The following is a 16,750-nucleotide window of genomic DNA, read 5'->3' on the forward strand; positions in this document are numbered from 1 at the left end:
GCCGTGCGGGACGAATTCGCTCGGCGGATGACGTCCGCGCCGTTATCCGTCCTACACCACTCCCGGTAGGGCGAATAACCGCCTGCGGTTATCCGCGGAAGGTGGCGGATGGCGCTCAGCCCTTGCGCAGCGACTTCGGCGTCAGCCCCAGGTAGCGGCGCATCGCCGTGGTCAGCGCGCTCTGGCTGGAGAAGCCGCATTCCTCGGCGATCCGCACCAGAGGCAGGCGGCTTTCCCGCAGCAACCGCGCGGCGCAGTCGAGGCGGACCTTGAGCAGGTACTGGTGCGGGGTCAGGCCGACGCTGTCCTTGAACTGCGCGTGGAAATGGCTCGGGCTGAGACAGGCGACCTGGGCCAGTTCGGCGACCGTGATGCGCCGCGCCAGGTTCCGCACGATATGCGCGTCCAGGCGCTCCAGGTCGAGCGGCCCGCTGGCCGCCAGGGGCTGCTGCTCGCCGAACAGGCGCAGGTGCAGGGCGCGGATCAGCACTCCGCCGAGGGCACGGGTCAGCAGCGGGTCGCTGCCGTAGCGGGCCAGTTCGGCGCCGGCGTAGCTGAGCAGGTTCTGGAAGTCGGCGTCCAGGGTCGGGTAGCGCGGCGCCTCGAACAGGCGCGCGAGCAGGTCGGGGTCTTCCGGGGTCGGGTTGTCCTCGCCCAGGTCGATGATCAGCATGCGGTTGTCGCCCACCCCGGCGAACACGTGGCCCGCCTCGCCCGGCACCAGGCAGGCGCGCATCCGGCAGACTTCCCCGCCACAGCCGTTGACCTCGAATTCGGCGCGCCCGGCCAGCGACATCACCAGTTGGTGATGCTCGTGGGCGTGGGTATGCGACTGGTCGGGCAGACGGATGAGGCGGGTGTCGAACATGAACGGCAACTGCTCAATTTTTGCGCACTCTACTCGACTTGCCCGACGCTGCCCAGCACCTTGCCGCAAGTGGTACCCGCGTACCGCGTGCTGCGTGGAAACCTTCGGCAACATCCTTGAACGGACAGGGATTGAAACCCGCCCCCGGGGCCCCATCTAGACTCTCATGTTTCAGTCAGTCAGGTGCCTCATGAGCGACCAGGACGTTAATCCCGAACACATCAGCGACGCGCAGCCCGCCGGCACCGGCCTGGTGCTGCCCGGCCAGACCCTGCCGACCACCCTCTACGTGATCCCGATCCACAACCGCCCGTTCTTCCCGGCGCAGGTGCTGCCGGTGATCGTCAACGAAGAACCCTGGGCGGAAACCCTCGAACTGGTTGCCAAGACCGACCACCATTCGCTGGCCCTGTTCTTCATGGACAATCCTCCGGAAGACCCGCGCCACTTCGACGTCAACAGCCTGCCCGAGCACGGCACGCTGGTCCGAGTGCACCATGCCTCGCGCGAGGGCGGCAAGCTGCAGTTCGTCGCCCAGGGCCTGTCGCGGGTGCGTATCCGGGGCTGGATCAAGCGCCATCGTCCGCCGTTCATGGTGGAGGTGGACTATCCGAAGACCCCGATCGATCCCAGTGACGAAGTGAAGGCCTACGGCATGGCCCTGATCAACGCGATCAAGGAGCTGCTGCCGCTCAATCCGCTGTACAGCGAGGAACTGAAGAACTACCTGAACCGCTTCAGTCCCAACGACCCGTCGCCACTCACCGACTTCGCCGCGGCCCTGACCACCGCGCCCGGCGGCGAACTGCAGGAAGTGCTGGACACCGTGCCGATCCTCAAGCGGATGGAGAAGGTCTTGCCGCTGCTGCGCAAGGAAGTGGAAGTCGCGCGCCTGCAGAAGGAACTGTCCGCCGAGGTCAACCGCAAGATCGGCGAACACCAGCGCGAATTCTTCCTCAAGGAACAGTTGAAGATCATCCAGCAGGAGCTGGGCATCACCAAGGACGACAAGAGCGCCGACGCCGACGAATTCCGCGCCCGCCTGGAAGGCAAGGTGCTGCCCGAGCAGGCGCGCAAGCGTATCGACGAAGAGCTGAACAAGCTGTCGATCCTCGAGAGCGGCTCGCCCGAGTACGCCGTCACCCGCAACTACCTGGACTGGGCCACAGCCCTGCCCTGGGGCGTGTACGGCAAGGACAAGCTCGACCTCAAGCATGCGCGCAAGGTCCTCGACAAGCATCACGCGGGCCTCGACGACATCAAGGATCGCATCCTCGAGTTCCTCGCCGTGGGTAGTTTCAAGGGCGAGATCGCCGGCTCCATCGTGCTCCTGGTCGGCCCGCCGGGAGTGGGCAAGACCAGCATCGGCAAATCCATCGCCGAGAGCCTCGGCCGGCCGTTCTACCGTTTCAGCGTCGGCGGCATGCGCGACGAGGCGGAGATCAAGGGCCACCGCCGCACCTACATCGGCGCCCTGCCCGGCAAGCTGGTGCAGGCGTTGAAGGAAGTCGAGGTGATGAACCCGGTGATCATGCTCGACGAGATCGACAAGCTCGGCGCCAGCTACCAGGGCGACCCGGCCTCGGCGCTGCTGGAAACCCTCGACCCGGAGCAGAACGTCGAATTCCTCGACCACTACCTGGACCTGCGCCTGGACCTGTCCAAGGTGCTGTTCGTCTGCACCGCCAACACCCTCGACTCGATCCCCGGACCGCTCCTCGACCGGATGGAAGTGATCCGCCTGTCCGGCTACATCTCCGAGGAAAAACTGGCCATCGCCAAGCGCCACCTGTGGCCCAAGCAGTTGGAAAAGGCCGGCGTACCCAAGGGCCGCCTGAGCATCAGCGATGCCGCGCTGCGCGCGGTGATCGAGGGCTATGCGCGGGAAGCCGGGGTGCGCCAGTTGGAGAAACAGCTCGGCAAGCTGGTGCGCAAGTCGGTGGTCAAACTGCTGGAGGATCCCGAGTCGAAGGTGAAGATCGGTCCCAGGGACCTCGAGGACTACCTCGGCATGCCGGTGTTCCGTAGCGAGCAGGTGCTTTCCGGGATCGGCGTGATCACCGGGCTGGCCTGGACCAGCATGGGCGGCGCCACCCTGCCGATCGAGGCGACCCGCATCCACACGCTGAACCGTGGCTTCAAGCTCACCGGCCAGCTCGGCGACGTGATGAAGGAATCCGCCGAGATCGCCTATAGCTACATCGGCTCGCACCTGAAGAAGTATGGCGGCGACCCGACCTTCTTCGACCAGGCGTTCGTCCACCTGCACGTGCCGGAAGGTGCCACGCCCAAGGACGGTCCCAGCGCCGGCGTCACCATGGCCAGCGCCCTGCTCTCCCTGGCGCGCAACCAGGTGCCGAAGAAAGGCGTGGCGATGACCGGCGAACTGACCCTGACCGGCCAGGTCCTGCCCATCGGCGGGGTCCGCGAGAAGGTGATCGCCGCGCGCCGGCAGAAGATCTTCGAGCTGATCCTGCCGGAAGCCAACCGCGGCCACTTCGAAGAGTTGCCCGACTATCTCAGGGAAGGGCTGACCGTGCATTTCGCCAAGCGCTACGGCGACGTGGCCAAGGTGCTGTTCCCGGCCTGAGCCGGCGGCGGATGGCCGACCGGTTCGGCCGTCCGCCGCGCCAACCTTGGCACTCGGGCGCCAGCAAGGTTTATGCTGGCGCCCTTTCCATTCGAGCCGAGGAGCGCTGCATGTCCTTTTCCCCCTCCCGTCTGCTGCTGCCATTGTCCATCGTGGTCCTGGCCGGCTGCGCCGGGCAACAGAAGCCGGTGGTCACCCTGGAAGACGCCGACGACTGTTCGCCGCTGAAGCTGACGCAAGGCCAGGAACTGGTGCTGACCCTGCCGAGCAATCCCACCACCGGCTTCCGCTGGGAACTGCGCAACCCTGCTGCCAGCGTGCTCAAGCGCCTTGGCCCGGAGGTCTACAGCAATTCCGAAGAAGACAGCGGCCTGGTTGGCAGCGGCGGCGAATCGACCTGGCGCTTCCGCGTCGCCGCCAGCGGCGACGACCGCCTGGAACTGGTCTACCGGCGGCCCTGGGAAAAGGACGCGGAACCGGCGGAAAGCTTTTCCTGCACGATCCAGGTGCGCTGAAACCGCTGCCCGCGGCGGACACATTCTGTACGAAGACCGACGTCCTGCGCCGTGGCGACCTGGCCTATCCTGACAGGCCCCGTCGCCCTGAGGACTCCATGCTCCGCGCCTCCTTCGTCCTGCTCGCCCTGTCCTGCGCCGCTCCTCTGCTCTCGCTGGCCGAACCGTTGCGCTTCGCAGGCGACGACGGCTGCCCCTACCTGTGCCCTGGCACGCCGCAGCGGCCCGGCTACCTGGTCGAGGCGCTCAGCCAGGTCCTTCGGGAGCCACCGCACTTCGACAGCCTGCCCTGGCCGCGCGCCGTGCAGATGGTCCGCGACGGCCATCGCGACGGCCTGGTCGGCGCCTATGGACTCGACGGCCTGCGGGTCGGCAGCGAGCCCATCGGCTGGGTCGGGCTGGCCTTCTATACCCGCCACGACAGCGACTGGCACTACTCCGGCGATGCATCCCTGCTCGGCCAGCGCCTGGGCCTCGCCCAGGGCTACGTGAACAATCCGCGCTTCGAAGCCTGGCGCAGCCAGGCCGGCGACGACGACCTGCACCTGCAGGTCCTCGGCGGCGAGCGCGTGCTGCCGCGCAACCTGCAGAAACTGCTGCTCGGCCGCATCGACGTGCTATTGGAAGACCGCGACATCATCGAGCACTACCTGGAGCATCATCCGCAGCTCGCCGGACAGATCCGCCGCGCCGGCGAACTACCCGGGCGGCAGCCGCTGCACGTCGGCCTCAGCCCGCACCTGCCGGAGGTCGACGCGCGTCTCGCGGAACTCGACGAAGGGCTACGCCAACTGCGTCGCGAAGGCACCCTGAAGGTCCTCGGCGAGCGCTATAGGCTTTCTTTCGAATGACTTTCCGGGCCGCCGGAAATCCGCCGCCAGACCAGCAACCACGCTGCTTTCAGCCGATTGAATAAATTCCGGCAGGCCTTTTTGGCGTCGTCTATTACTCAATCTACGACGGCACCGAAAGGAGGCGCGTCATGGGCACCGCTCTTCGTTACTCACTGCTCTGGGCATCCACTGTCTTCGTTTCCTCCTGCGGCAGCCTGCTGCCCAGCGAACGAGCGGAAGTCCAATCCCCCTTCGTCGACTACCTCGATGCCGAACTGCGCTATTCCCAGGCGCAACCCGGCAGCACGACCCGTTCGCAGCTGTTCGGGCTGGGTTTCGATCCATTGACCCAGGGCAACGGCCGCATGCTGTCGTTCATCGACGTGCGGCTCATGTTCATCCAGCCGAACATCCCCATCGATTACCTGCCGGGCGGCCTGGTGCAATGCCTGGAAGCGAAGGACCGTTGCATCGGCTACGCCTTCGATTTCAGCAAGACCGACACCCAGCGGGTCGGCAGCTTCTGGGCGGACGTGTTCAACTTCCGCAAGAAACGGGAGTTGCAGGGCTGGTCGTTCAAGGCGGTGTTCGTCTTCGTCAACGACGTGCTGGTGCACAAGGTCAGCAACGGCGAACCGAACATCCATCGCCTGGAAGACAAGAAGAACCCGCTGGGTCCGCTGCAGGGCGCGGGAGAGTACTTCTCCGACAAGCTCAGGTGATTCGCCTGCGCGCATGGGTGAATCGTCGCCGCGCAGTTGGGCGACGCTCATCCCTCGGCTACAATTCGGCCCCCTGAAAAGCCGTGATGCCCGAGGTCACCCGCGTGAGCGAGTCCGATCGCCTGTTCGCCCAACCCCAGCAACGTGTCGCCGACTTCGTGTTCAACGAAGACGTGGTGCGCGTGTTCCCCGACATGATCAAGCGCTCCGTGCCGGGCTACCCCACCATCGTCGAGAACATCGGCGTACTCGGCGCGCAGTTCGCCCAGCCGAACAGCGTGCTCTACGACCTCGGCTGCTCGCTCGGCGCGGTCACCCAGTCGCTGCGCCGCCACGTCCGCAACGACGGCTGCCGGGTGATCGGGGTGGACAACTCGCACGCGATGATCGAGCGCTGCAGTGAATACCTGCATGCCCAGGACGCCATGTACCAGGAGCTGCTGCCGGTCGAGCTGATCGAGGCCGACATTCTCGCCCTGGACCTGCAACCCACCTCGCTGGTGGCGATGAACTTCACCCTGCAGTTCGTCGCCCCCGACCAGCGCCTCGGCCTGCTGCGCAGGATCCGCCAGGCACTGCTGCCCGGCGGCGCGCTGATCCTCTCGGAGAAACTGCGCTTCGCCGATGCGCAGGAGCACGCGCTGCTCACCGACCTGCACATCGCCTTCAAGCGTGCCAACGGCTACAGCGAGCTGGAGATCGCGCAGAAGCGCAGCGCGCTGGAAAACGTCATGCTCCCCGACACCTTCGAGGAACACCGTGAACGGCTGCTGGCCGCCGGCTTCAGCCGGGTCAGCCAATGGTTCCAGTGTCTCAACTTCGCATCGATGATCGCCCTGCCATGATCCAGCACCTCGCCCTCGACGCCCTCCAGCGACACCTCGCCGGCTCTCCGCTGTACGGCTGGGCGACCAGCCTGCCCGCGCAGATCGCCGCGCGCATCGAGGAAGGCCACGGCGACCTGGCCCGTTGGTGGAGCGCGGTCCAGCGCCTGCCCCAGGTGCCCGCGCCGAAGGTCGAACTGGCCCAGCGCTTCGCCCTGCACAGCGACCACGATGCGGCGCTGCAAGCGCAGGTGAAGGAAGCGCTGCAAGGGCTGATTCCCTGGCGCAAGGGGCCGTTCGACTTCTTCGGCGTACAGGTCGATACCGAATGGCGTTCCGACTGGAAATGGGAGCGTGTCTCGCCACATGTCGAACTGCGTGGCAAACGCGTCCTCGACGTCGGCTGCGGCAACGGCTACTACCAGTGGCGCATGCTCGGCGCCGGCGCGGAAAGCGTGGTCGGGGTCGATCCGAACTGGCTGTTCCTCTGCCAGTTCCTCGCCGCCAAGCGCTACCTGCCGGAGCTGCCGGCCTGGCACCTGCCGCTGGCCCTGGAAGACCTGCCGGAGAAGCTCGAAGGCTTCGACACGGTATTCTCCATGGGCGTGCTCTATCACCGTCGCTCGCCCATCGACCACCTGCTGGCGCTCAAGGACTGCCTGAAGCGCGGCGGCGAACTGGTCCTGGAGACCCTGGTGGTGGAAGGCGACGCCAGCACCGTGCTGGTGCCCGAGGACCGCTACGCGCAGATGCGCAACGTCTGGTTCCTGCCCTCGGTGGCAGCCCTGGAGCTCTGGCTGCGCCGCGCCGGGTTCGCCGACGCGCGCTGCGTCGACGTCAGCCTGACCAGCGTCGAGGAACAACGCTCCACCGAATGGATGCGTTTCCAGTCGCTGCCGGAATTCCTCGATCCGCAGGACCGTTCGCGAACCGTCGAAGGCCTGCCGGCACCGATGCGCGCCACGCTGGTGGCGTGCAAGCCCTGACAGCGAATAGGGAAAAGCCCATCCTCGGATGGTTTTTTTTTTGCTTTCATCCGCCCCGCAGGTCGACGGCAAGCGGGGCGCGATTGCCTCAGCGCTTGGTCGCCGCGGCCAGCATCAGCGCTTTCATCTCGGCCACCGCCTGCCTGAAGCCGACGAAGAGGGCGTGGGCGACGATGGCGTGGCCGATGTTCAGCTCGTTGATGCCGTCGATGGCCGCGACCGGCTCGACATTGTGGTAGTGCAGGCCATGCCCGGCGTTGACGATCAGGCCGAGGGAACGCCCGAGGGCCACGCCCTCGCGTACCCGCTGCAGCTCGCGGGCCTGCTCCTCGGGGTCTTCGGCGTCGGCGTAGCGACCGGTATGCAGTTCGATAGCCGGCGCGCCGACCCGGGCGGAGGCCTCGATCTGCCGCGGATCGGGATCGATGAACAGCGACACTTCGCTGCCCACCGCAGCCAGGCGTCGCACCGCGTCGCGGATGCGCTGTTCCTGGCCGGCGACGTCGAGGCCGCCCTCGGTGGTCAGTTCCTCGCGGCGCTCGGGGACCAGGCAGCTATGCGCCGGCCGGATCTCCTCGGCGAAGGCGAGCATTTCCTCGGTGACCCCCATCTCGAAGTTCATCCGCGTTTGCAGCACTTCCTTGAGCACCCGCACGTCGCGTTCCTGGATATGCCGGCGGTCCTCGCGCAGGTGCACGGTGATACCGTCGGCGCCGGCTTCCTCGGCGTCCAGGGCGGCCTTCACCGGGTCCGGATAGCGGGTGCCCCGGGCCTGGCGCAGGGTGGCGACGTGATCGATGTTCACGCCGAGCAGAATTCGAGTGGCTTCAGTCACGGGGTGACTCCTTACGGTTCATGAACAGCTCGCGGCTGACCAGCGGCCGGCCGCCCAGATGGGGAGCGAGCGCCTGGCGCATCAGGCGCTTGGCCGCCGCCAGGGCGCCGGGGGCGCTCCAGTCGGCGTCGGCCATGGATAACAGTTCGGAGCCCTGGAACAGCCCGGGTTGCAGTTGCGCCACCGGCTCCAGGCCGGCCTCTGGCAAAAGCTGGTACAACGCCTGCGGCTCGATCGGGCGCCCATCGATGTCGACATCGAGAGCGAAACCATAGCCCAGTTGCTCCAGCAGGCGCCATTCGAACGCGCGCAGCAGCGGTTCGATGGGTCGCCCCGCCGCCAGCAGCGGCAGGGTCGCGGCGTAGTGGGCGAAGATTTCCGGCTGCGGGTCTTCCGCCGGCAACAGGCGGATCAACAGCTCGTTGAGATAGAGACCGCTGAACAGCGCCTGGCCATTGAGCAGGTTGGGAATGCCGGCGCTTTCCAGGCGGGCCACGGTCTTCAGTTCGCCGCGCCCGCGCCACTCCGCTTCCAGCGGCACGAATGGCCGCGCCAGGGCGCCGGCCTTGCCGCGGGCGCCGCGCAGGACCGCGCGCAGGCGACCCAGCGGGGTGAAGAAGTCCACCAGGGCGCTGGTTTCCTTGTACGGCCGGCTATGCAGCACGTAGGTGGCTTGGGCGGCGGCGAAGGACATGGCGGGTCGACCGGGCGCGAGAGGAATGGCGCCCGGCTGGCGCCGGGCTGCCGGGAACGGTCAGAGGTCGCCGTAGCCCAGCGAGCGCAGGGCGCGCTCGTCGTCGGACCAGCCGCCCTTGACCTTGACCCAGAGGTTGAGCATGACCTTGGAGTCGAACAGCACTTCCATGTCTTTGCGCGCGTTCTGGCCGATGCTTTTGATCCGCTCGCCCTTGTCGCCGATGATGATCTTCTTCTGCCCCTCGCGCTCCACCAGGATCAGCGCATGGATATGCAGGATGCGACCTTCCTGCTTGAACTCCTCGATCTCCACGGTGATCTGGTAGGGCAGCTCGGCGCCGAGCTGGCGCATGATCTTCTCGCGGACCAGCTCGGCGGCCAGGAAGCGGCTGCTGCGGTCGGTGATCTGGTCTTCGGGAAAGAAGTGCTCGCTTTCCGGCAGACGCTCGGCGACCAGCTTCTCCAGCACGTCCAGGTTGGTCCCGTGCTGCGCCGAGATCGGTACTACCTCGGCCTTCGGCAACTGCTGGGTGAGCCATTCGAGGTGCGGCAGCAGGTCGGCCTTTTCCTCGATGCGGTCGGTCTTGTTCACCGCGATCAGCACCGGGCAACTGACGTACTGCACGCGCTCCAGGACCATCTGGTCCTCTTCGGTCCAGCGGGTGCGGTCGACCACGAAGATCACCACGTCGACATCCTTCAATGCCGCGCTGGCGGTACGGTTCATGTAGCGGTTGAGGGCCTTCTCGCCGCTCTTGTGCAGGCCGGGCGTATCGACGTAGACGGCCTGCACCTCGCCCTCGGTCTTGATCCCGAGCATGTTGTGACGGGTGGTCTGCGGCTTGCGCGAGGTGATCGCCAGCTTCTGCCCGAGGATGTGGTTGAGCAGGGTGGACTTGCCCACATTGGGGCGCCCCACGATCGCCACGTAGCCGCAACGGCTGCCGGCGGGGATGTCGTCGTGCATGTCAGTCATGGCCATTCTCCACGCCCAGGGCCACCAGCGCGGCGGCCGCGGCCACCTGCTCGGCGATGCGGCGGCTGCCGCCGTGCCCGTGGGTCTTGTCGCTCAGCAGGGCCACTTCGCAATCGACGAAGAAGGTCCGGCAATGGGGTTCGCCCTGGATATCCACCACCTCGTAGCGCGGCAGGTCGCAGCCACGCGACTGCAGGAACTCCTGCAGGCGGGTCTTGGGGTCCTTGTTGGTGTCCACCGGGGTCAGCTCGCGCAGTTGCGGTCCGAGCCAGGCGATGATCCGCTCGCGCGCGGAGTCCATGCCGGTATCCAGGTAGATGGCGCCGATCAGGGCTTCCATCGCATCGGCGAGGATCGACTCGCGGCGGAACCCGCCGCTCTTCAGCTCGCCCGAGCCCAGCCGCAGGTAGTCGCCCACCTCGAAGCCGCGCGCCAGCAGGGCCAGGGTCTCGCCCTTGACCAATCGCGCGCGCAGGCGCGAAAGCTGGCCTTCGCGAGCCTGCGGGAAGTGGTGGAACAGCGCCTCGCCGATGACGAAGTTGAGAATGGCGTCACCGAGGAACTCCAGGCGCTCGTTGTTGCGCCCGGCGTAGCTGCGATGGGTCAGGGCCAGGACCATCAGGTCCCGGTCTTTGAAGGTATAGCCGAGCTTGCGCTCGAGTCGGTCCAGCGAATTACTCACGGCATGCGTACACGGAATTCTTTGTCGAAGTGGACCACCAGGTCGATGTTGCTGATCAGTGGCTCGCGTTTTTCATATTTCAGGTGCGCCCGGAATTGGTTGTCTTCCAGTTGCACCTCCAGGGCCTTCTCCAGGTCCAGGTTGCGGATGCCGTTGATCTGCATCCCCTTGCCGACGTAGCTGTAGAACTCCGGCACGGAACGCACCTCGGCCGCCTTGTCGGTCTCCACGGAAGTGATCACCTTCTCCAGCGAGTAGTAATCCATGTAGTGCGGGATGATCTTGAATGCGGCGCTGGCGAAGAACGCCACCACGCCCAGCACCACCAGCCACCCCAGCAGGGACATCCCCTTCTGCGAACGCGCGAACCTCATGTCGGACCTCATGTCAGTGTAGTTATTCCGTCCAGCGAGCGGTAACGCCATCGGGCAGGGCCCTGCGGCGGCGTTCGCGGAAGTGAAAGCGGGGCTGCCCTCGGGAGCAGCCCCGCTTCGCGATTATTCAGCAGGAGCGCCCTTCCGCGTGGCGAACCTGCGCACAGGTCAGTGAATCACGCCGACCCGGGAGAAGTTCGGCAGGTTGCTCATCTTCGGATCGGGCCAGCTCATCCATACAGCGAAGGCCTTGCCGACGATATTGCGGTCCGGAACCATGCCCAGCAGATCCTTGGGGATCTTCGGATCGTTCCAGTAGCGGCTGTCGTTGGAGTTGTCGCGGTTGTCGCCCATCATGAAGTAGTGGCCGGCGGGAATGGTCCACTGGCGGTCGGGCTCAATGCGATAGCGGCTCATTTCCTTGCGGATCAGGTGCTCGGCCTGGCCCAGCTTCTCCTGGTACAGGGTCACGCTGCCCAGGGTGCCCGGTTCCTCGCCGACCAGTTTCTCCGCCACCAGCTCGCCGTTGACGTACAGGCGCTTTTCCTTGGTGTAGCGCACGGTGTCGCCGGGCAGGCCGACCACGCGCTTGATGTAGTTGATGTTCGGTTCGCTGGGATAGCGGAACACCATGACATCGCCGCGCTGCGGGTCGCCGATCGGGATCACCTTGGTGTCCAGCACCGGCAGGCGGATACCGTAGGCGAACTTGTTGACCAGGATGAAATCGCCGACCTCGAGGGTAGGTTTCATCGACCCCGAGGGAATCTGGAACGGCTCGACCAGGAAGGAACGCAGCACCAGCACGATGAACAGCACCGGGAAGAACGACTTGCCGTACTCCACCAGCAGCGGTTCCTTGTTGAGCTTCTCCAGCACTGCCGGATCGGGCTCGTTCACCTGCCCTTCGTAGGAAGAGATCGCGGCCCGCCGACGCGGCGCGAACAGCACCAGGTCGACCAAGGCCAGGGCGCCGCATACAGCCACGGCGATGACCAGCAACAACGGGAAATTGAGTGTCATGGGTTCTAGCTATCCACTTTGAGCACGGCGAGGAAGGCTTCCTGGGGAATTTCCACGCTACCGACCTGCTTCATCCTTTTCTTACCAGCCTTCTGCTTCTCCAGCAGCTTGCGTTTACGGCTCACGTCGCCACCGTAACACTTGGCCAGCACGTTCTTCCTGAGCGCCTTGACCGTCGAGCGGGCGATGATCTGCCCACCGATGGCTGCCTGGATCGCCACGTCGAACATCTGCCGCGGGATCAGTTCCTTCATTTTCTCCACCAGCTGGCGGCCCTTGTAGGGGGCGTTGTCGCGGTGGACGATCAGGGCGAGGGCGTCGACCTTCTCGCCATTGATCAGCACGTCGAGACGAACCAGGTTGGACGGCTCGAAACGATCGAAGCTGTAGTCCAGGGAAGCATAGCCGCGGCTGGTGGACTTGAGGCGATCGAAGAAGTCGAGCACCACCTCGTTCATCGGCAGGTCGTAGACCACCTGCACCTGGCCGCTGAGGAAGTGCATGTCGCGCTGCACGCCGCGCTTCTCGATGCACAGGGTGATCACGTTGCCCAGGTGGTCCTTGGGCACCAGGATGGTGGCGCGGCAGATCGGTTCGCGCATTTCCTGGATCGACGCCAGGTCCGGGAGCTTGGACGGGTTGTCGACGTAGATGATCTCGCCATTCTTCTGCACAATCTCGAAGACCACCGTGGGCGCGGTGGTGATCAGGTCCAGGTCGTATTCGCGCTCCAGGCGCTCCTGGATGATCTCCATGTGCAGCATGCCGAGGAAGCCGCAACGGAAGCCGAAGCCCAGGGCTTCGGAGCTTTCCGGCTCGTATTGCAGCGACGAGTCGTTGAGGGTCAGTTTCTGCAGGGCGTCGCGGAAGTCCTCGAAATCGTCCGAGCTGACCGGGAACAGGCCCGCGTAGACCTGCGGCTTGACCCGCTTGAAGCCCGGCAGGACCTCGACGTCCGGCGTGTTGTTCAGGGTCAGCGTATCGCCCACCGGCGCGCCGTGGATATCCTTGATACCGGCGATGATGAAGCCCACCTCGCCCGCCTTCAGGTCGACGGTCTCGGTGTGCTTCGGAGTGAATACCCCGACGCTGTCCACCTGGTGGACCTTGCCGGTGGACTTCACCAGGATCTTGTCGCCCTTCTTCACCCGGCCGTTCTTCACCCGTACCAGCGAGACCACGCCGAGGTAGTTGTCGAACCAGGAGTCGATGATCAGCGCCTGCAGCGGCGCCTCGATCTCGCCTTCCGGGGCGGGGATGGCGGTCACCAGGCGCTCCAGCACCTCCAGCACGCCCATCCCGCTCTTGGCGCTGCAGGCCACGGCGTCGGTGGCGTCGATGCCGATGATGCTCTCGATTTCCTCTTTCACCCGCTCCGGCTCGGCCTGGGGCAGGTCCATCTTGTTCAGCACGGGCATCACTTCCAGCCCCTGCTCGATGGCGGTGTAGCAGTTGGCGACGGACTGCGCCTCGACGCCCTGGCCGGCGTCCACTACCAGCAGCGCGCCCTCGCAGGCGGCCAGCGAGCGGCTGACTTCGTAGGTGAAGTCGACGTGGCCGGGGGTATCGATGAAGTTGAGCTGGTAGGTCTTACCGTCCTGCGCCTTGTAGTGCAGGGTCACGCTGTGGGCCTTGATGGTGATCCCGCGCTCGCGCTCCAGGTCCATGGAGTCCAGGACCTGGGCCTCCATTTCGCGATCGGAGAGGCCGCCGCACATCTGGATGAAGCGATCGGCCAGCGTCGACTTGCCATGGTCGATATGGGCAATGATGGAGAAATTGCGGATATGGCTCAGGTCGCTCACGGCTCAACACACTCGAAAAGGGCAAGGGCGGCAATCCGCCGAAAAATAGCCGGGGAGTTTACCTGATGCTCGGGCAAGGCGTCACGCAGGTAACGGATTGACGGGCATGAAAAAGGGCGGTGGAAACCGCCCTTTTTTCGCCAGCCGGCTTATTCGGCCAGCTTGAAGGTAATGAAGCTGGCGCGTCCCTGGCGCAGCACCCGCATCGAAACCGAACGGTTCTTCGGCAGGGCCTTGGCCACGTCGGCGAAGACCTTGGTCGAGGTCACCGCCTTGTTGTCCAGGTGGGTGATGACATCGCCCGGACGCAGGCCGATGACCGCGGCCGGACCGTCCTGGACTTCCTTGATCACCACGCCGCCCTGGATATCCAGGCTCTTGCGCTGCTCGGCGGTCAGGTCGGCGACGGTCACGCCCAGGCGGTTGCTGCTGCGCTCGGCGCCCGGAGCGCCCATCGAGGCGATTTCCTCGTCGTCGTCCGGAAGGCTGCCTACCGCCATGCTCAGGGACTTGCGCTGGCCGTTGCGGATCACGTCCAGGTTGATCTTGTCGCCCGGCTTCATGTTGCCCACCAGGTGCGGCAGGTCGGCGGACTCGTTGATCGACTGGCCGTTCAGGCTGAGGATCACATCGCCCACCTGCAGGCCGCCCTTGGCCGCCGGACCGTCTTCCACCAGCTGCGCCACCAGCGCGCCGGACGGCTTGTCGAGGCCGAAGGACTCGGCGAGATCCTTGTTCACTTCCTGGATCACCACACCCAGCCAGCCGCGGCTGACCTTGCCGGCTTTCTTCAACTGGTCGGCGACGTTCAGCGCGACATCGATCGGAATGGCGAAGGACAGGCCCATGAAGCCGCCGGAACGGGTGAAGATCTGCGAGTTGATGCCGACCACTTCGCCCTGCAGGTTCAGCAGCGGACCGCCGGAGTTACCCGGGTTGATCGCCACGTCGGTCTGGATGAAGGGTACGTAGCTCTCGTTCGGCAGGCTACGCCCCTTGGCACTGACGATACCGGCGGTGACCGAGTGATCGAAGCCGAACGGCGAACCGATGGCCAGGACCCATTCGCCCACTTTCAGCTTGTTCGAATCGCCCAGTTTCAGGGTCGGCAGGTTCTTCGCCTCGATCTTCAGCACCGCCACGTCGCTGCGCGGGTCCGCGCCGACCAGCTTGGCCTTGTGCTCGCTACGGTCGGACAGGCGCACCAGGATCTCGTCGGCATCGGCCACGACGTGATTGTTGGTGAGGATGTAGCCGTCGTTGGAGATGATGAAGCCGGAACCCAGCGATTGCGCCTCGCGCTGCTGGCCGCGCGGATTGCGCGGAACCTGCGGGATGCTGCGCTCGAGGAAGTCGCGGAACATCGGCGGCAGCCCTTCGAGGTCGGGGATAGACAGCTGCCCGCGCGCCATGGCGCGATCCGGCAGCTTCTGCCGCGTACTGATATTCACCACCGCCGGCGACGCCTGTTCGACCAAAGGCGTGAAGTCCGGCAGTTCTGCCCGGGCCGTCATCGCCAGGCTCAAGGCCAGCAAGGCCACCATCGCAGCCATACAGCGTTTTAGGGTATGCATCGACTACAGCTCCCGTGATGTTCGAGGGAAGAGAAAGACTCAGGCCGAATCGGACGGCCCGGAAATCAGCGCTCGCAGAACCACCGGCTGCGAGGCTGGATCATCGGCATGACGACGAGCATGCCGACGCACCAATAGCCAGGCCGCCAGCAAACCCGCCAGCCCGGACACGATGATCAGAGGTTCGACAAGGCCCGCCCGGGTCGCCAGCAATGCTGCCACGAAAAACCCGAGCAGAGGGAAAAGATAGAAGAGGACGGAGGCGCGCAACAACAGGTCTTCATGAATTCCTAGGACGACCGCATCGCCGACCCGCAGGCTCAGGTCGCTCAACGCGCGCACCCGGGCACGCCCCGCGCCGACGCCCAGGCGCTGCATCAGCCCCTGGCCGCAACCGGCATTGGCCGAGCAGGACGAGCAGGTACTGCGGCGCACGGTCTCGACCCATACCGCTCCCGGCTCGGTCGCCACCACTCGCCCCTGCTCCTCGATCATTTCTGGGCGGCGGCCTCGGGCCGGATGGACAGCGCCACCCGCTCGGCGGTGCCCAGCGGCACTTCGCCGACGACGGTCACCATCTGGCCGCCGTCATCGGTCTGCAGGCGCTTGGAAACCACCACGGTCGGGCCGAGCTGGCTGCGCGCGTCGCCAACCATGGCACCGTGCAGCGGCTCGATGAACACCGAGAATCGTGCCAGGCCATCGCCATAGGTCAGGCAGGCGACCGGATCGGGGGTGACCGGACTGCGACGCATGAAACTGCGGGTCAGGGTGAAACCTGGCGGCAGCCATTCCGAGCGCCAGGCCACGGTCTTCTCGCCGTCGGCCTTGGCCGGGCCGACGACCTGGCATTCGGCGCCCGCCTGCAACTGGTCTTCGGCAGGTGCCGCGCCGGTATTCAACTGGGTGAACTGGAAGCGCTCGAGCAACTGCCCCTTCTCGTTCAGCAGCAGCGACTTCAACGGCAGGCCGGTGTCGCGGTCCAGGTGCAGCTCGAAGCCGTAGCGATGCTGGTCGCGCGGAGTCACCGCAAGGACCACTGCCGGGCGGCCGGCGACACGGGATTCGCCGACCAGGCGCAGGTCGTACCAGGAAGCCAGCTGGGAGGGATCGAACTTGCGCACCGGCCACAGCTGGGCATCGGCCAGTTGGTCGGCAAGGCCGCCGCTGATGCACTGGGTGCGCCCGTCGACCCGGACCACTTCCTGGCGCGCGCCGTCGAGCTGGAGCAGGCGCTCGCGAACCGCACCATCGCTCTCCACGCGATGCCAGATCTCATGGGTGGAGAAGCTGCCATTGCGCTCGTAGACGAAGGTGCCTTGGAAACTGTTCTGGCGATCGGCCTCGGCGAGACGATTCAGCCAGTCGGAAGCGTCGGCAGCCTGAGTGGCGGGAACCGCCATCAGGCTGCCAAGCAAAAGCAACAGGGAGGTGGTGCGCATGTCTC

17 protein-coding genes are annotated in these 16,750 nt (G+C 65.6%); 6 read left to right on the forward strand and 11 right to left on the reverse strand.

Features of this window, described 5'->3' with window-relative positions:
• Window positions 1–115: 115 nt before the first annotated feature.
• On the reverse strand, window positions 116–868 hold the full coding sequence (locus ACYAF3_RS03535; RefSeq protein ID WP_003085585.1) for an AraC family transcriptional regulator: 753 nt from the start codon (window positions 866–868) through the stop codon (window positions 116–118).
• A gap of 190 nt (window positions 869–1,058) precedes the next feature.
• On the opposite strand from ACYAF3_RS03535, the gene lon reads away from it, so the two are divergent.
• The 6 genes from lon (at window position 1,059) to cmoB (ending at window position 7,338) form a co-directional block, all read left to right on the forward strand.
• On the forward strand, window positions 1,059–3,458 hold the full coding sequence (gene lon, locus ACYAF3_RS03540; protein WP_003101982.1) for an endopeptidase La: 2,400 nt from the start codon (window positions 1,059–1,061) through the stop codon (window positions 3,456–3,458).
• A gap of 110 nt (window positions 3,459–3,568) precedes the next feature.
• Window positions 3,569–3,973 (forward strand): protease inhibitor I42 family protein, encoded by a 405-nt coding sequence (locus tag ACYAF3_RS03545; RefSeq protein ID WP_023122698.1) that lies wholly within the window; start codon window positions 3,569–3,571, stop codon window positions 3,971–3,973.
• Window positions 3,974–4,071: 98 nt separating this feature from the next.
• Entirely contained in the window at window positions 4,072–4,824 is a 753-nt protein-coding gene (locus tag ACYAF3_RS03550; RefSeq protein WP_003114186.1) for a substrate-binding periplasmic protein, read from the forward strand.
• Between the two features lie 131 nt (window positions 4,825–4,955).
• Window positions 4,956–5,528, forward strand: coding sequence for a hypothetical protein (locus tag ACYAF3_RS03555; protein ID WP_003085577.1), 573 nt, complete (start codon window positions 4,956–4,958; stop codon window positions 5,526–5,528).
• Between the two features lie 104 nt (window positions 5,529–5,632).
• Entirely contained in the window at window positions 5,633–6,373 is a 741-nt protein-coding gene (cmoA, locus tag ACYAF3_RS03560; RefSeq protein WP_003123029.1) for a carboxy-S-adenosyl-L-methionine synthase CmoA, read from the forward strand.
• Complete coding sequence (gene cmoB, locus ACYAF3_RS03565; protein ID WP_023122699.1) at window positions 6,370–7,338, forward strand: tRNA 5-methoxyuridine(34)/uridine 5-oxyacetic acid(34) synthase CmoB; 969 nt, start codon at window positions 6,370–6,372, stop codon at window positions 7,336–7,338. The genes cmoA and cmoB overlap by 4 nt, the downstream gene beginning before the upstream one ends.
• Before the next feature lie 88 nt (window positions 7,339–7,426).
• On the opposite strand, the gene pdxJ is transcribed toward cmoB, so the two are convergent.
• From pdxJ to mucB, 10 genes are all read right to left on the reverse strand, one after another.
• Window positions 7,427–8,173: a pyridoxine 5'-phosphate synthase gene (gene pdxJ / locus ACYAF3_RS03570; RefSeq protein ID WP_003101974.1), complete on the reverse strand. Its 747-nt coding sequence runs from the start codon at window positions 8,171–8,173 to the stop codon at window positions 7,427–7,429.
• A complete protein-coding gene (recO, locus tag ACYAF3_RS03575; protein WP_003085569.1) occupies window positions 8,166–8,867 on the reverse strand; it encodes a DNA repair protein RecO in 702 nt (233 codons plus the stop codon). Before recO ends, pdxJ begins: the two co-directional genes overlap by 8 nt.
• 60 nt (window positions 8,868–8,927) lie before the next feature.
• Complete coding sequence (gene era / locus ACYAF3_RS03580) at window positions 8,928–9,845, reverse strand: GTPase Era (RefSeq protein ID WP_003085566.1); 918 nt, start codon at window positions 9,843–9,845, stop codon at window positions 8,928–8,930.
• Complete coding sequence (gene rnc, locus ACYAF3_RS03585; protein ID WP_003085565.1) at window positions 9,838–10,527, reverse strand: ribonuclease III; 690 nt, start codon at window positions 10,525–10,527, stop codon at window positions 9,838–9,840. Before rnc ends, era begins: the two co-directional genes overlap by 8 nt.
• Complete coding sequence (locus ACYAF3_RS03590; protein ID WP_003085562.1) at window positions 10,524–10,901, reverse strand: DUF4845 domain-containing protein; 378 nt, start codon at window positions 10,899–10,901, stop codon at window positions 10,524–10,526. The genes rnc and ACYAF3_RS03590 overlap by 4 nt, the downstream gene beginning before the upstream one ends.
• 168 nt (window positions 10,902–11,069) lie before the next feature.
• Window positions 11,070–11,924: a signal peptidase I gene (gene lepB, locus ACYAF3_RS03595; protein WP_003101969.1), complete on the reverse strand. Its 855-nt coding sequence runs from the start codon at window positions 11,922–11,924 to the stop codon at window positions 11,070–11,072.
• 5 nt (window positions 11,925–11,929) lie between these two features.
• Complete coding sequence (gene lepA, locus ACYAF3_RS03600; protein ID WP_003085555.1) at window positions 11,930–13,729, reverse strand: translation elongation factor 4; 1,800 nt, start codon at window positions 13,727–13,729, stop codon at window positions 11,930–11,932.
• A gap of 149 nt (window positions 13,730–13,878) precedes the next feature.
• Complete coding sequence (gene mucD / locus ACYAF3_RS03605; protein WP_003101964.1) at window positions 13,879–15,303, reverse strand: serine protease MucD; 1,425 nt, start codon at window positions 15,301–15,303, stop codon at window positions 13,879–13,881.
• Window positions 15,304–15,342: 39 nt separating this feature from the next.
• A complete protein-coding gene (gene mucC / locus ACYAF3_RS03610; RefSeq protein ID WP_003110245.1) occupies window positions 15,343–15,798 on the reverse strand; it encodes an alginate biosynthesis regulator MucC in 456 nt (151 codons plus the stop codon).
• Window positions 15,795–16,745, reverse strand: coding sequence for a sigma factor AlgU regulator MucB (gene mucB, locus ACYAF3_RS03615; RefSeq protein ID WP_003101960.1), 951 nt, complete (start codon window positions 16,743–16,745; stop codon window positions 15,795–15,797). Before mucB ends, mucC begins: the two co-directional genes overlap by 4 nt.
• Window positions 16,746–16,750: the final 5 nt, after the last annotated feature.

This window comes from Pseudomonas sp. TZ252 (genome assembly GCF_056110345.1).